This window comes from Cryptosporangium arvum DSM 44712 (assembly GCF_000585375.1).
GTDB classification, from domain to species: Bacteria; Actinomycetota; Actinomycetes; order Mycobacteriales; family Cryptosporangiaceae; genus Cryptosporangium; species Cryptosporangium arvum.
In genome coordinates this window covers 5208486-5223343 of sequence record NZ_KK073874.1, presented here as the reverse complement: position 1 = coordinate 5223343, position 14858 = coordinate 5208486, and the positions used below count along the sequence as shown (strand labels likewise).

At 74.1% G+C, this 14858-nt stretch carries 14 protein-coding genes; 9 read left to right on the top strand and 5 right to left on the bottom strand.

Going from position 1 to position 14858, the window contains the following annotated elements; translation table 11 throughout:
* Positions 1-67: 67 nt before the first annotated feature.
* Both CRYAR_RS23640 and CRYAR_RS49065 read left to right on the top strand, forming a co-directional pair.
* Positions 68-574, top strand: a complete 507-nt coding sequence (locus CRYAR_RS23640) for a hypothetical protein (protein WP_035855328.1) — start codon at positions 68-70, stop codon at positions 572-574.
* A 33-nt stretch (positions 575-607) separates the two neighbouring features.
* Positions 608-2467, top strand: coding sequence for a uracil-DNA glycosylase (locus tag CRYAR_RS49065; RefSeq protein ID WP_063725754.1), 1860 nt, complete (start codon positions 608-610; stop codon positions 2465-2467).
* A gap of 3 nt (positions 2468-2470) precedes the next feature.
* On the opposite strand, the gene CRYAR_RS23620 is transcribed toward CRYAR_RS49065, so the two are convergent.
* Positions 2471-3304: a PIG-L family deacetylase gene (locus CRYAR_RS23620; protein WP_035855327.1), complete on the bottom strand. Its 834-nt coding sequence runs from the start codon at positions 3302-3304 to the stop codon at positions 2471-2473.
* A gap of 58 nt (positions 3305-3362) precedes the next feature.
* Between CRYAR_RS23620 and CRYAR_RS23615 the strand changes: the two genes are divergently transcribed.
* The 5 genes from CRYAR_RS23615 to CRYAR_RS23595 all read left to right on the top strand — a co-directional run bounded on the left by CRYAR_RS23615 (position 3363) and on the right by CRYAR_RS23595 (position 7767).
* On the top strand, positions 3363-3818 hold the full coding sequence (locus tag CRYAR_RS23615) for an RbsD/FucU family protein (protein ID WP_035855325.1): 456 nt from the start codon (positions 3363-3365) through the stop codon (positions 3816-3818).
* A 14-nt stretch (positions 3819-3832) separates the two neighbouring features.
* A complete protein-coding gene (locus tag CRYAR_RS23610; protein ID WP_035855323.1) occupies positions 3833-5185 on the top strand; it encodes a M20/M25/M40 family metallo-hydrolase in 1353 nt (450 codons plus the stop codon).
* Positions 5186-5281: 96 nt separating this feature from the next.
* On the top strand, positions 5282-6199 hold the full coding sequence (locus CRYAR_RS23605) for an intradiol ring-cleavage dioxygenase (RefSeq protein ID WP_035855321.1): 918 nt from the start codon (positions 5282-5284) through the stop codon (positions 6197-6199).
* A gap of 163 nt (positions 6200-6362) precedes the next feature.
* Complete coding sequence (locus CRYAR_RS23600; protein ID WP_035855320.1) at positions 6363-7199, top strand: alpha/beta fold hydrolase; 837 nt, start codon at positions 6363-6365, stop codon at positions 7197-7199.
* 124 nt (positions 7200-7323) lie between these two features.
* The gene (locus CRYAR_RS23595) at positions 7324-7767 is read left to right on the top strand and encodes a DinB family protein (RefSeq protein WP_035866032.1); all 444 of its coding nucleotides are present in this window, start codon (positions 7324-7326) and stop codon (positions 7765-7767) included.
* A 180-nt stretch (positions 7768-7947) separates the two neighbouring features.
* Here the strand turns inward: CRYAR_RS23595 and nhaA are convergent, their stop codons facing one another.
* Positions 7948-9240, bottom strand: coding sequence for a Na+/H+ antiporter NhaA (nhaA, locus tag CRYAR_RS23590; protein WP_035855319.1), 1293 nt, complete (start codon positions 9238-9240; stop codon positions 7948-7950).
* 116 nt (positions 9241-9356) lie between these two features.
* Between nhaA and CRYAR_RS23585 the strand changes: the two genes are divergently transcribed.
* Complete coding sequence (locus tag CRYAR_RS23585; RefSeq protein WP_211247604.1) at positions 9357-10349, top strand: DUF1996 domain-containing protein; 993 nt, start codon at positions 9357-9359, stop codon at positions 10347-10349.
* On the opposite strand, the gene CRYAR_RS23580 is transcribed toward CRYAR_RS23585, so the two are convergent.
* Positions 10346-11278 carry an aldo/keto reductase gene (locus CRYAR_RS23580; RefSeq protein WP_084700872.1) on the bottom strand — a complete coding sequence of 311 codons (933 nt, stop codon included), beginning with the start codon at positions 11276-11278 and terminating at the stop codon, positions 10346-10348. The genes CRYAR_RS23585 and CRYAR_RS23580 overlap by 4 nt on opposite strands.
* Positions 11279-11338: 60 nt before the next feature.
* Between CRYAR_RS23580 and CRYAR_RS23575 the strand changes: the two genes are divergently transcribed.
* Complete coding sequence (locus tag CRYAR_RS23575; RefSeq protein ID WP_035855313.1) at positions 11339-12631, top strand: acetamidase/formamidase family protein; 1293 nt, start codon at positions 11339-11341, stop codon at positions 12629-12631.
* On the opposite strand, the gene CRYAR_RS23570 is transcribed toward CRYAR_RS23575, so the two are convergent.
* Both CRYAR_RS23570 and CRYAR_RS23565 read right to left on the bottom strand, forming a co-directional pair.
* The gene (locus tag CRYAR_RS23570; protein WP_035855312.1) at positions 12612-14522 is read right to left on the bottom strand and encodes a DUF6596 domain-containing protein; all 1911 of its coding nucleotides are present in this window, start codon (positions 14520-14522) and stop codon (positions 12612-12614) included. The two genes, CRYAR_RS23575 and CRYAR_RS23570, sit on opposite strands and share 20 nt — an antisense overlap.
* Positions 14519-14842, bottom strand: coding sequence for a YciI family protein (locus tag CRYAR_RS23565; protein ID WP_035855310.1), 324 nt, complete (start codon positions 14840-14842; stop codon positions 14519-14521). Before CRYAR_RS23565 ends, CRYAR_RS23570 begins: the two co-directional genes overlap by 4 nt.
* Positions 14843-14858 lie beyond the last annotated feature (16 nt).

The window sequence follows — 14858 nt, the reverse complement described above, 5'->3', positions numbered from 1 at the left end:
CTGCACAGGGCGCACAGGCTGCACAGGGCGCACAGGCCGCACAGGCCGCACAGGACGCACGGGCCGCATGGGCCGCACGGACGGCGCTGGCGCCGCTGACGGCGAGCAGGCGGTCGAGGCGCGCGACGGCGGGGCAGCCGAGGGCGACACGAGCGGCCCGCGCCTCTACTGTGCTCACCGGCACGGCATGGCGGCCGGGACGCGGAGGATGATTCGAATGGGCAGATGTCTGCGCGCCGACGCGCTGTACTGCGCGCTCGCCGCGGTGATCCTCGCGGTGTTCGCGGGGCCGGTCGGCGAGGCGTTCGGCGTGCCGGCGCCGGTGCTCCTCGGGGTCGCGGCGGTGACCCTGGCGTGGGCCGGTTCGCTGGCGGTGCTCGCGGCCCGGCGTCCCGTGCGCGGAGCGGTGGCGGGCGTGATGACCGTCAATGTGGTCGCGGTGGCGGCCCTGAGTGTTTTGGCCTTCAGCCGACCGGTGGACGCGCTGTCGCTGTTGGTGTTGGCCGTTGCGGTCGAGGTCGGTGCCTTTGCGGTTTGGCAAGCGCTGGTGCTCCGGAGCGTTCGCCTACACTGACCCACCTCTTGGGTCGAGAAGGGTGATGCGGGCGTGGCTAAGCGGATGGCTGACGCGGGTTTCCGTGCGGAGCAGGAGCGCGACAAGTACGCGTCCCACGTGCGCGCGATCAACGAATTTGTCGACGAGCTACGCGACGCGGACGGGCGCGGCTCGATGCCGTACGTGGCGCCGTGGCACGGCGGGGTCGAGGCTCGCGCGTTAGTCGTGCTGAGCGAACCCGGCCGGGCCGATCGGAGCTCCGGTTTCGTGTGCACGGAGAACGACGACCAGGCGGCCGAACGCCAGGCCGTGGAGTTCGAGGCGCTCGGTATCGAGCCCCGGGCCGTCACGGTGTGGAACGCCTACCCCTGGCACCGCGACGCGAAGGGCGAACCGAACGGCGTCCAGCTCGGCGCCGGCGCGGACGTGCTCGCGAGGCTGATCGCGCTGCTGCCGGAGCTGCGTGTCGTGCTGCTCCAGGGCAAGGTCGCGCAGCGGGGCTGGGAACGGCTCGGCGACCGGGCAGGCAAACTCGTGGCCGAACGCGGGCTGACGGTGCTGAGCACCCACGGCCCCAGCCGCCAGGCGATCTGGCACCGCGACGCGACGGTCGTCGCCGAGCGGCTCGCCGACCGGGACCGCGCCTACCGAGAGGTAGCCACCCTGATCGGCGTCACCCCACCGCCCGCGGCCACGGCGAAGGTGCCCGCTTCCGAAGCCGGGGCCTCGGGCTCGGGCTCAGCGGTCGAGGCGGTTGCTTCGCCGGCGGAGGTAGCCGCCGTTCAGGCCGAGGGGTCCGCTGCCGCTGGTGAGGCCTCGGTGATCGAGGAGTCGGTGTCCGGCAAGGCCGGGTCCTCTTCCACGGTGGAGGCTCCGGCGGTGCAGTCTCCCGCGGTGCAGTCTCCCGCGGTGCAGTCTCCCGCGGTGGAGGCTCCCGCGGTGGAGGCTCCCGCGGTGGAGGCTCCGGCCTCCGGGGTCGGCGCGCCTGCGGGCGCGGCTCTCGCGCCCGCGGCCGGTGCATCGGTTCCTGCGGCCGCAGAGGCCGCGGCTCCGGGGGCGGTTTCGGCGGCGGCGTCGGCGGCTCCCACGGGCGCGGACACGAGTCCGGCGGACTCCGCCCCGGCGACCTCCACCGCCGATCCGGTGACCGCGGCGCCGAAGAAAGTCGCGGCATCGAAGCGAGCTGCGGCATCAAAGCGAACTGCGGCATCAAAGCGAACTGCGGCGCCGGTCGACACGGCCGTTCCCGAGGTGTCCGCGGTCGACTCGGCGTCGCTCGAGCCGCAGCCCACCGCTGACATCGCGACGGCAGGCGAGACCGCCACCGAGGCCTCACCCGCAACGGACGAACTCTCGGCCAACACCGCCACTACTGAGGTGCCCACCACCACCGAGGTGTCCGCGGTGGAGGCTCCCGCAGCGGAGGAGACCGCCACCACCGCGACACCGGCCGTGGCTGTGCCCGTCACCGATGAGCCCACGGCCGAAGCCCTCACCGGTGAAGCGCCCGCAGCGGCGGCTCCGGCGTCGGAGGCCCCAGCCGCGAAGACCTCGGCGACCGATGCCTCGACAGCGGCCTCGTCGGCCAAGACCGCTGCGGAGACCCCAGCTGCGGAGACCCCAGCTGCGGAGACCCCAGCTGCGGAAACCGCGGCTGCGGAGACCCCTGCCAAGGAGGGCGCCGCGGCAGAGACCCCCGCTAAGGAGAGCCCTGCGGCGGAGACCCCCACGGCGGAGAGCCCCGCAGCGGAGAGCTCGGCCGCTGAGACCCCCGCCCCCTCAGGTGGCGACGCGCCGGTGGCGGAGGCTGCCTCCGGTGCGCGGGCCTCGGAGGTCGGCTCCGAAGCGTCGACCACCGAGCGGGAATCGCTCTGGCAGCGGGTGAAGGCGGCCTTCTCGCGGAAGCGGTGACGCTCAGCGCAGGCCGGTGAAGAGATCGTCCTCCCGGAGCGGAGATCCGGTCGTGTCACGCACCCGGACGAACGTCTCCATCCGCATGAGCTTGGCGAACTTCTCCTTGCCCATCTTGAGGAAGAACTCACCGTCGCTCTGGCTGCTGTGCGCGGCCAGGGCGTCGTACTTCTGGTCGCTGAAGCCGGTGGTGTCCACCCAGGCGGTGATCTGCTCGTCCGGCACTCCCATCGGGGGAGTGTCGGCGGGCGGGGCGTCCTCCGGCTCGTCCCAGTCGAGCCCGGCCTCCTTCGCCCATGAGCCCATGTTCTCCATCCAGGAACGCGGGACCGTGCTCATGTACACCTTGGACACGCTCTCGACCAGGTCCACCGCGGCCATCGACACCCGGTGCACCTGGATGTGGTCGGGGTGGCCGTACCCGCCGTTCTCGTCGTAGGTGAGCAGCACATCCGGCTGGTACCGCCGGATCAGCGCGGCGAGCCGTTCGGCGGCCTCGGGGACGGGCGTGGACCAGAACGAACCCGGCGCGTCGTTCGTGGGCCAGCCCACCATGCCCGAATCGTGGTAGCCGAGCTGCTCGGAGTGGGCGACGCCGAGGACCTTGCAGCTGATCGCCAGCTCGGCGGCGCGGGTGGCGGCCACGGCCGCGGGGTCGTGGCCGGGCTCGCCGGGCTTGACGCCGCCCGGACCATCGCCGCAGCTGCCGTCGGTGCACGTCACGACGATCGTGGTGATTCCCTCGGCGGCGTACCGGGCCAGCACCCCGCCGGTTCCGGTCGCCTCGTCGTCGGGGTGGGCGTGCACGGCCATCATCGTCAACTGGCGATCGCTCATACCGGCGAAACTAGGGGGCGCCTACGACAATTCCCGAACGGCACGCCATGCTGGCAGCGTGCTCAAAGGTATTGATCCGCTGCTCAACGGCGACCTGCTCAAGATTCTCGACGAGATGGGCCACGGCGACCAGCTCCTGCTCGCCGACCGCAACTACCCGGCGTTCAGCGCGGGCCGGCCGGTGGTCCGCCTCGGTGAGAGCGGCACGCTCCGGGCGCTCGGCGCGATCCTGTCGGTGTTCCCGCTCGACGCGTTCGTCGCGCACCCGCTCGAGCGCATGGAGGTCAAGGACGACCCGGCGCTGACCACCCCGCTCCAGGACCGCGTCCTCGCGCTCGCCGCAGCGGACCACCCGGCGCGACTCGAGTACGGCGTCGTCCCCCGGCACGAGTTCTACGAGCGGGCGCGGAAGGTCTACGCGGTCGTCCACACCCTCGAGAGCGAGCCGTACAGCTGCTTCATCCTGCACAAGGGCGTGGTCTTCCCGCCCGGCCTTGCCGAGGACGGATCCTGAGTACGGTGGAACCCATGAACAGGGACGAGATCGCGGCCGCTGTCGACGCGGTGGTACCGGGCGCTCGCGCCGATCTGGAGCGGCTGGTCCGTATCCCCAGCATCTGGGCCGACCCGGCGCACGCCGAGGACACCGAGGCCAGCGCGGCCCTGGTCGCCGAGCTCGCGGGCGCGCTCGGCCCGGAGTCGGTGCGGATCCTGCGCGCCGACGGTGGCGCACCGGCCGTCGTCGCGCGCTGGCCGGCTCCGGAGGGCCAGCCGACGGTCCTGCTCTACGCGCACCACGACGTGCAGCCCACCGGCGGCGACGAGCTGTGGACCAGCCCGCCGTTCGAGCCCACCGAGCGCGACGGGCGCCTCTACGGCCGGGGCGCCGCCGACGACAAGGCCGGGGTGCTGACGCACCTCGCGGTGCTGCGCGCCTACGACGGCCGCCCGCCGGTCGGCGTCACGTTGTTCATCGAGGGCGAGGAGGAGTCCGGCTCGCCGACCCTGCCCGCGCTGCTGCGCGAACACCACGAACTGCTCGCGGCCGACGTCATCGTGATCGCCGACGCGGCGAACCCGGCCGTCGACGTGCCCGCGCTCACCACGAGCCTGCGCGGGCTGGTCGACCTGGTCGTCGAGGTGTCGATGCTCGAACGCCCGGTGCACTCCGGCGTCTACGGCGGGCCGATCGGCGACGCGCTGACCGCGCTCGTGCACACGCTCGCGAGCCTGCACGACGAGAAGGGCGAGGTCGCGGTCGCCGGTCTGCGCCGCAACGCCGACACCGACGCGGCGAACCTGGACGGAGCCGACGACGAGTTCCTCGCCGAGGCCGGCCTGCTCGAGGGCGTCGCGCTGCTCGGCTCCGGCTCGGTGCAGGAGCGCGCCACCCAGGCCCCGGCGATCTCCGTGCTCGGTGTCGACGCCCCGACGGTCGCCGCCGCCTCGAACGTGCTGCTGCCGCGGGCCCGCGCGGTGGTGAGCGCGCGCCTGGCCCCGGGTGAGGACGCGTCGGCCGCGCGGGAGCTCCTCACCGAGCACCTGCGCGCGCACGTGCCGTGGGGCGCGCACGTCGAGATCACGCCGCACTCCGGTATCGCCGAGCCGTTCCGCCTGGACACCGTCGGCAGCGCGTACGACGCTGCCCGCGCGGCGTTCGCCGAGGCCTACGGCAACGCGGTCGTGGAGATCGGCATCGGCGGTTCGATCCCGTTCATCGCCGAGTTCGCGCGCACGTTCCCGGGGGCGGCGGTGCTGGTCACCGGCGTCGGCGACCCGGCGAGCCGGTGGCACGGCATCGACGAGAGCCTGTCGATCGCGATGTTCGGAACCGGCGCCCGCGCGGAAGCCTTCCTGTTGGACGAGCTCCGGCGCCGGTAGCGGCTTCACAGGCGACGCTCAGCGGACGCACGGGTGGCGGCCATTCCGGGCCGCCACGCTGGGGTTCGTCGTTGATCGCCGCTCCCAGGAGGTTCGATGTCCCGCAGACCGACGTATCAGGGCCGGGTGCTGCCCAGACCCGGCGAGGAAGTCGTCGATCAAGGGCTGGGCTTCGATCTGGGGACGCTGGACCGGCGGCGGATGCTGCGGCTGCTGGGGCTCGGCGGGGCCGCGCTGGGGCTGGCCGCGTGCAGCACGACCGACTCGACGTCCGCCTCCGCCTCGGCCTCGACGGGCACGTCGAGCGGGGAGATACCGGACGAGACGGCCGGGCCCTACCCGGGCGACGGGTCGAACGGGCCGAACGTGCTGGACCAGAGCGGCATCGTCCGCACCGACGTCCGGTCGAGCTTCGGCACCGCGTCGGGCACCGCCGAGGGCGTACCGATGACGCTCGAGCTGACGGTCGTCGACGTGGCGAACGGGAACAAGCCGTTCGCGAACGTCGCCGTGTACGTCTGGCACTGTGACCGCGAGGGCCGCTACTCGCTGTACTCCGACGGGGTGACGGGGGAGAACTACCTGCGCGGGGTGCAGATCGCCGACGCGTCGGGCGTCGTGAGGTTCACGAGCGTCTTCCCGGCCTGCTACACCGGGCGCTGGCCGCACGTCCACTTCGAGGTCTACCCGGACCGGGCGTCGATCACCGACGCCGGCAACGCGATCGCGACGTCGCAGGTGGCGCTGCCGAAGGCCACGTGCGACGCGGTGTACGCGACGAGCGGGTACGAGTCGTCGGTCGCGACGTTGAAGCAGGTCACGCTGGAGAGCGACAACGTCTTCGGGGACGACGGGGGCACGAGCCAGCTGGGTACGGTGTCCGGTGACGTGACGAGCGGGTTCGCCGTGCGTTTGACGGTCCCGGTGGACACCCGCACCGAGCCGAGCGGCGGGCAAGCTCCGGGCGGCCGGGATCCCGGGGGCACGCCCCCGTCGGGCGCTCCCATGCGCTGATCGCCGGGACAGTTCCGACGAGTACTCAGCGTCTCGACGGGTTCCGGGGGCTTCCCGCCGGGCGTGGGCCCGCGACGTCGTCGAGACCTCGGCGCGGTGCCGGCCGGTGCCGGGCGGAAATGCGGTGGCGGCGTACGGGGCGCGGGACGTAGCGTCGCGCGCTGTGGAGGACCAGGAACGGCTCGTCGCGGTAGGGGATGTCGAGCTGTGTCACGACGTGATCGGGGACGACCGTGACCCGGTGATGCTGTTGATCATGGGGCTCGGGTTCCAGCTGGTGCACTGGCCCGACGAGTTCTGCCGTCAGCTCGCGGCCGCCGGGTACCGCGTGGTCCGGTTCGACAACCGGGACTCCGGTCGGTCCACGCACGTGCCGGGCACCCGGTACACGCTCGACGACCTGGCCGACGACGCCGTGGGGCTGCTCGACGCGCTCGGGGCCGGATCGGCGCACGTGGTGGGTGCGTCGATGGGTGGGATGATCGCGCAGTCGATGGCGATCCGGTGCCCCGAGCGGGTGCGGTCGCTGGCGTCGATCATGTCGACGACGGGCCGGCGCGGGGTGGGACGCACGTCGCCGCGGGTGCTGCGTCATCTCGTCGCGCGTCGTCCCCGCACCGAGGAGGAGGCGATCGAGCGGCGGGTCCGGGTGTTCGCCGACGTCGGTTCGACCGGTTTCGCGCAGGACCTGGACGAGATCCGGCGGGTCACGCGGGAAGCGTTCCGGCGGGATCCGGACGGGCGGGACGGGCGGCGCCGTCAGCACCGGGCGGTGCGTGGTGCGGGGGATCGCACCGCGGCGCTGGGGCGGGTCCGGGTGCCCACCGTGGTGGTTCACGGGTCGGCCGACCCGATGTGCCATCCGTCGGGAGGGCGCGCCACCGCCGACGCGGTGCCCGGCGCCCGGTTCGAACTCATCGACGGGATGGGCCACGACCTGCCCCCGGGTGCCTGGCCCCGCATCGTCTCCGCGATCACCGCCAACGCGGCCCGCGCCTGAACCGCGTGCCCCGCCCGAAGCGCCCCCTCGCGGCCCGCTTCGCCGACGTGAGCGTGTTCGGGCGGCTCGCCGTCGGCGTGCCGGGCCCGGGTCCGCGCGTGAAGCCGTGCCGTACGGTGCCCGGGTGACGGTCGAGAAAGCAGTGTTGTGTGAGTTCCTCGCCTACCAGCGGGAGAGCGTCGTGGCGATCCTGGCCGGGCTCGACGACTCAGCGCTGCGGACGGCCGTGTTGCCGTCGGGGTGGACGCCGCTCGGGTTGATCGAGCACCTGGGGGACGCGGAGCAGCACTGGCTCCAGGACGTGTTCGCGGCCTCGCGGCGGGGCGCGACCGGCGCGTCGGGGTTCGCGTTCTACCGCGAGCAGTGCCGGATCTCCGACGAGATCATCGCGGCCGCTTCGCTCGACGCCCCGCCGGTGGGGCGGCACCAGGACGAGCTGCTGGCGTCGCAGACCACGGACCTGCGGCGCATCCTGCTCCACCTGATCGAGGAGACCGCGCGGCACGCCGGCCACCTCGACGCGGCCCGCGAACTGCTCGACGGCCGGACCGGCCTCGGCCCCCGGTAGCCGCTACCGGGGCCACAGCGGCGATCGCGGCGGTGACGTCGAAGGCGGACGACCGCGCGGCGGCCGACGGACGGCTGCATGCCCAGCGCGGCGGACGACGGACGGCTGCATGCCCAGCGCGGCGGACGACGGACGGCCGCGTGCCGAGCGCGGCGGCGACCCGCTCGGCCCGGGGAGCGGCTACCGGTCGCGCTGGTAGACGTCCGGGACGCCGTCGTGGTCGGCGTCCTCGGCCTCGGCGGCGGCCAGGAGCCGGTAGGCGCGGTTGCGGAAGCGCAGGACGACCCCGGCCAGCACCGCGGCGACGAGCGAACCGGCCAGCACCGCGACGGTCGCGTGCTCGCCGTGCGCGCTGCCGTCGAAGGCCAGCTCGGCGACGAGGAGCGAGACCGTGAAGCCCATGCCGCCGAGGATCGCCAGGCCGAGCACGTCGATCCAGGCCAGGCCGTCGTCGAGGCGCGCGCGGGTCAGACGGGTGACCAGCCAGGTCGCGCCGAGGATGCCGATCGTCTTGCCCACGACCAGGCCGACGACGATGCCCACCGCGACCGGGTCGCGTAGCGCGCTCGTGGCTCCGGACCAGCCACCGAGGGCCACCCCGGCCGAGAAGAACGCGAAGACCGGCACCGCCACCCCGGCCGACAGCGGCCGGAACCGGTGCTCGAACCGCTCGGCCGGCCCGTGCCCGGCACCGGAGGCACCGGAGGCGCGGCCGGCGCCGGTGGCGATCACCGGAACGGCGAAGCCGAGGAGCACCCCGGCCACGGTCGCGTGCACACCGGAGGCGTGGACCAGGAACCAGGTGAGACCGGCCAACGGCAGCAACAGCCACCACGCCCGCACCCCGCGGCGCAACAGCACGGCGAACACCGCCAGCGTGACGAGCGCCCCGACCAGCGGCAACACCGCCAGCGCCGAGGTGTAGAACACCGCGATCACGACGATCGCCAGCAGGTCGTCGACCACGGCGAGCGTGAGCAGGAACGTGCGCAGCGCGGACGGCAGGTACCGGCCCACCACGGCCAGCACCGCCAGGGCGAACGCGATGTCGGTCGCGGTGGGGATCGCCCACCCGCGCAGCGGCCCGCCGCCGACCACCCCCACCAGCGTGTAGAGCGCGGCCGGCACCACCACGCCCCCCACCGCGGCCGCGACCGGCACCACCGCGCGCCGCGGGTCACGCAGGTCACCGGCGACGAACTCGCGCTTGAGCTCCAGCCCGGCCACGAAGAAGAAGATCGCCAGCAGCCCGTCCGACGCCCACGCGCCGACGGTGAGGTCCAGATGCAGCGTGCCGGGCCCGACCCGGAAGTCACGCACGGCCTCGTACGCCCCGGCCCACGGCGAGTTCGACCAGGTCAGCGCGGCGACTGCGGCCACAAGAAGCAGCGCGCCGCCGATCGTCTCGCGGCGGAGCACGTCGGCGATCCGCCGCGCCTCCGGCCAGCTCGCACTGCGGCCGAGAACACGCATGACGCCTCCTGGAAAATCGGTCGACCCAGACATCGCCGACCAGACTTCCCGGCACACCGTCTCCGACCCTACCGGATGCCCGGCGGCGCGCGCCGAATCGAGCCATGCTGGACCCCGTGTCCGAGGGACGGCTTGTCGGCCTCGTCGCCGGGATCGTGGTGCTCGCGATGCTCGTCGGCGGCGCGATCGGTCTGAGCCTCGCTCGCCCCGGCGTCACCCCGAGTGCCCCGGCGTCCCACCCGCCCCGTCCGGCGCCGAACTACGTGCCGATCGAGGACGTCGTCCCGGGGCAGCCCCGCGCGAAACCCCGCGGCACCTACGTCGCGCACTGCGGCGACAACGAGGAAGGGCACTACAACTCCGACAACTTCATCGTCTCGCCCGGCATCCGCAACGGCGCCCACCACCTGCACGACTACGTGGGCAACACCGACTCCTCCGCGGCCTCCACCGACGAGTCGCTGGCCGCGGCCGGCACCACCTGCCGGGACCGCGGCGACACCTCGGCCTACTTCTGGCCCGTGCTCCGCGACCGCACCGACGTCGCCGGCCAGCGGCGTTTCCCCGGGGAGGACCCGGCGGACGGCAACGTCGGCCGGGTGCTGCGGCCCCGGGTGACGATCCGGTTCGAGGGCAACGCGCACGCGCCGGTCGTCGCGCCGCCGCGGTTGCTCCGCGTGCTCACCGGCGACGCGAAAGCCGCGACCAACGGCGCTGCGAACGCCCGCGCGACCTACACCTGCGCCGGGTTCGAGGACCGGATCACGACCGTCGCGTACCCGCTCTGCCCGCTCGGCCGCGGCCTCACCCGCATCCTCGAGTTCCCGAGCTGCTGGGACGGCCGCAACACCGACAGCGCCGGCCACCGCGCCCACATGCGGTTCCCCGACCGGGCCGGGCGCTGCCCGGCCGCCACCCGACCGCTCCCGAAACTGACGATGACGCTCGTCTACGACGTACCGGCCGGCCCGTCGTTCGCGATCGACACATTCGGCGACCAGGGCCACGCCCCGATCACCGACCACGCCGACTTCGTCAATCTCCGCACCGAGGCCTCCACCGCGCTCCTCCTGCGGTGCCTGAACACCGGGGCCTGTCTCCCGGCCTAAGCCCAGGGCCGGCGGGACCGGGTCTCCCAGTACGCGGACGGCTCCTCCGGGAACGCGAGATCGGCCGGCACCGGGAGCCGCGCCGCCCGCAGGTTGCGGGTGATCTGCTCCGGCGTGACCGCGCCGGTCAGCACCCGCGACACCCAGGGCTGCGCGAGCGCGACCGCCATCGCCAGCTCGTCGGCCCCGACCCCCAGGTCGTCGGCGGCCGCGGTCACCGGGCCGGTCGCCTCGGCCGCCGACAGGCGTCCGTTGGCCAGGCTCTCCTTGACGACGACGTCCAGCCCGGCGTCGGCGGCCTCGGCCAGCGCGGGGCCCACCGAGGGCTCCAGCAGGTTCCAGGTCGACTGGACCACGCTGAACAGCGGAGCCCCGCCCACGGTGACGCCGAGCGCGCGCCGGACGACGTCGGCCTGCGCCGGTCCGGACGTGGAGAACCCGACGCGCACCCCGGAGTCGCGCAGCCGGGCCAGCGCGCCGAGCAGTTCGGGGGAGTCCAGCGCCGGGCTCGACGGCACCAGCGAGTGGATCTGGTAGACGTCCAGCCGGTCGCCGAGCAGGGCCCGTGTCTCGCCGAGCTGCCGCGCGAACGCCGCCGACGAGTGGTCCTTCACCTCGTGGACGTCGCGCTCCAGCCGCCACTCACCGACGTAGGTGTAGCCCCACTTCGACGCGACGAGCACGTCGGTGACGTCCGGGCGCGACTCGAGCCAGGCGGCGAGGAACGCCTCGGCCAGGCCGTACGAGCGGGCGGTGTCGACGTAGCGGATCCCGCCGGCGTACGCGGCGTCGAGTACCTCGGCGGTGCGGCGCCGCAACGCCTCCACCGAGCGGTCGCGACCGAGGTCGGCGTCCCGCGCACCGTTGATGTACGCCGGACGCCCCACCGCGGCCAGCCCGATCCCCAACCCCGTACCGATTGTGCTCACCCACAACACCGTAACGAACCGGACATCCAGCCGCGACGAGCGGCCACTAGAAAGTCCCCTATGGACATCGAACGCCGGTCTTTCCTCCGGGCGGCCGCCGCCGTCTCCGCGGGCGGGGTGGTCCTCGGGTCCGCGTCGGCCGCCCGGGCCACGCGGACGCCCGGGATCCTCCAGCCGCACCGGGGCCCGATCGCCGGGCAGCACTACCTGCCGTCCCTCCCGGACCAGGTGCGCTGGGGCTACGTCCCGTCGGTCACCTCCGAACCGGTGCTGCGGATCGCGTCCGGCGAGACCGTCACGATCGACACGGTCTCGCACGAAGGCATCCTCGAGGACCAGGGCCGTGACCCGGTGGCCTGGTTCGGCGGGCACGGCGTCCCGGCCGGTCAGGTGCTCACCGACGCGATCGCGGTCGCGCGCGGCTACGACCGCACCCCTCGCGACTTCGACGTCGACGGACCGCACGTGGTCACCGGCCCGATCCACGTCGGCGGTGCGGAGCCCGGGGACGTCCTCAAGGTCGAGATCCTGACCGCGCTGCCCCGCGTGCCCTACGGCGTCGTCTCCAGCCGGCACGGCAAGGGCGCGCTGCCGCGAGCGGCCGGTGGTGCGGTCCCGGCCGGTCTCACCGAGGCCGAGATCATGCCGCCGGTCGCCACCGACGGACGCGCGACCAAGGACCCGGTGCGCTACGGCAACGTCTCGGTGTTCACGCCGGTCCGCGGCGGTGGCGACCACCTGGTCGGCGCGCTGCCGCGCCCGGGCCACGAGGACGTGACGTTCCCGCTGCGCCCGTTCATGGGCATGATGGGCGTCGCGTTCGCCGACGCCGGCGGGCTCACCGACCCGCGCCTGAATTCGATCCCGCCGACGCTGGGCGGCGGCAACATCGACATCAACCTGCTCGGTGCCGGATCGACGTTCTACCTGCCGGTGTTCGCCGACGGCGCGCTGTTCTACGTCGGGGACCCGCACCTGGCGATGGGCAACGGCGAGGTCGCGCTCACCGCGCTCGAGGGCTCGCTGCGTGCCACGTACCGCCTGACCGTGGTGAAGAAGGGCCGCCGGGGCGCGCCGTCGGTGGCGTTCGGGTACCCGTTCGCGGAGACGGCCGACGCGTGGGTGGTCATTGGCCTGTCGGACCCGGACGGGTCGTCGGGCGGCCAGGGCTCGGACCTGGACGTCGCGATGCGCCGGGCGGTCGTCAACGCGCTCGATTTCCTCCAGCGTGACCTGGGGATGGACCGCGCGGTCGGGTACGCGTACCTGTCCGCGGCGGTGGACTTCTCGGTGTCGCAGGTCGTCGACCGCACGGTCGGGGTGCACGCGACGATCAGGAAGGCGCACTTCTGAGGCGGCGCAGCGTCGTGCCGGTCGTCTGCTTGAACAGGTACTCGGCGCGCTCGTAGGAGAGGCGGCGGCGGCCGGTCTCGGGGCACAGGTCGGTCGCCGCGACCGGCCGGGACGGCACCGGGCGGCGGTCGGCGAGGAACACCGGGCCGCGGGTGCGCCCGGCCAGCAGGCGGGGGAGCAGGTCGGCGGTCGCCGAACGCCAGGTCACCCAGGTGGTACCGGCCCGCGCCCGGCGTTCGGCCAGGTCAAGGTCGCCGACGTCGAGGGCCAGGACCGTGGTCACCGGGGCGCCGGACTCGGCGAGCAGCCGCCAGAGCGTGCGCTCGCGCAGCGGCACGTCGGTGCGTGCCCACAGCGCGTCGAGGTCCAGCCGGTCCGGCACGGTCGGTGCCGGGATGCGCCGCTCCAGGTCGGCGCCGAGGTCCCCGAGCCCGGCCCACTCGCCGAACGAACGCACGGCCGCCCGGTGCCGGTTCCAGGTCGCCGCCGCCGCGGTGCTCCAGGCCAGGGCGAACACCGGGGCCACGGTGTCCGCGCGCAGGGCGTCGACCGGGAAGTGATCGCCGAGCGCGAGCCGCAGCCGGTGCAGGGTCTGGCGGTAGGAACGGCGGGTGGCCGCGGTGAGCGAGCCCCGCGCGAGAAACCGGTCCGCGGCGGCCCCGAGGCCCCCGGCGGGCGGCGCCGCGACGGCGGCGGCCCGGCGGCGCAGGAAGGCCGCCTCGGCCGCGTTACGGGTGAGCGCGGCGGCCCGCCCGAACTCCGCACCGGCCTCGGCCGGTCGCCCGAGCTGTTCGAGCAGGTCGGCGCGGACGGCCGGCAGCAGGTGGTAGTCCTTCAGCAGCGGCTCGGCGAGCAGCGGTTCGACGGCCGCCAGCCCGGCCGCCGGGCCGCGTGCCCGGCCGACCGCGACGGCCCGGTTCAGCCGCACGATCGGCGTGGGCAGGACGCCGGCCAGCGCGTCGTAGAGCGACGCGATCCGGTCCCAGTCGGTCTCGTCGGCCGAGGGGGCCTGCGCGTGGCAGACCGCGATCGCGGCCTGCAGCACGTACGGCCCTGGTGGCCCGCCCAGCTCCCGGGCCCGCAGCATCGCGGTGAAGCCGCGCCGGATCAGCAGCGGGTCCCAGCGGCCGCGGTTCTGTTCGTGCAGCGGCACCGGCTCGCCGTCCGGGCCGGTGCGGGCGGCCGACCGCGACTGTTGCAACTCCATCAGCGCGACCAGGCCGTGCACCTCGGGCTCGCCGGGAGCGAGCCCGGCCAGCAGCCGCCCCAGCCGCAGCGCCTCGAGGCACAGGCCGGGGCGGATCAGGTCGTCGCCGGAGGTGGCGGAGTAGCCCTCGTTGAAGACCAGATACACGACGCCGAGGACGTCGGCGAGGCGTTCCCGCGGGTTCGCCGGGAGTTCGAAGGGCACCCGGCGCTCGGCCAGCGTGCGTTTCGCGGCGGCGAGCCGCCGGGCGGTGGCGGGCTCGTCGGTGAGGAAAGCGCGGGCGATCTCGGCGGCGGAGAGGCCGCAGACCAGGCGCAGGGTGAGCGCCGCCCTGGCCTCGGTGGGTAGCGCCGGGTGGCAGGTGAGGAACACCAGCCGGAGAACGTCGTCGGGCCGGCCGGGTTCCCGGGCGGCGTCCTCGCGGGCGGCGTCCCCGGAGGCCCGCTCGGCCCGCTGCGCGCGGCGGAGGTGGTCGACCGCGCGGCGCTTGGCGACCGTGGTGAGCCAGGCGCCGGGGTTCTCCGGCGGGCCGGCCGCGCCCCACTGTTCGAGCGCGGCGACCAGCGCGTCCTGGGCGAGTTCCTCGGCCAGGCCCACGTCGCCGACCATCCGGGTCAGCGTGGCGATGATCTTCGCGGACTCCCGGCGCCACGCGGCGTCGAGAGTCCCGCGAAGGTCGGTCACGGACCGAAGACCTGGTGCATCAGGCTCGTACCGTCACCGATGACGCGGCGGAACCGGTGGGCGAGCTCGAGGGCCTCCTCCTCCGACCGCACCTCGATCAGCGCGAAGCCACCCACCGCCTCCTTCGCCTCGGTGAACGGGCCGTCGGTGACCGTGACCTCGCCGCCGGACGACGCGATCCGCCGCCCGGCCGGGTCGAGGCCGCCGGTGGCGAGCAGGACACCGGAGGCGGTGAGCTCCTCGACGAACGCCGCCATGTCGGCGAACAGCTGGGCGTCGGGCTCGCGGCCGTCGTTCTTGGTGAGCATCAGGTAACGCATGGCATCTCCTCGGAGT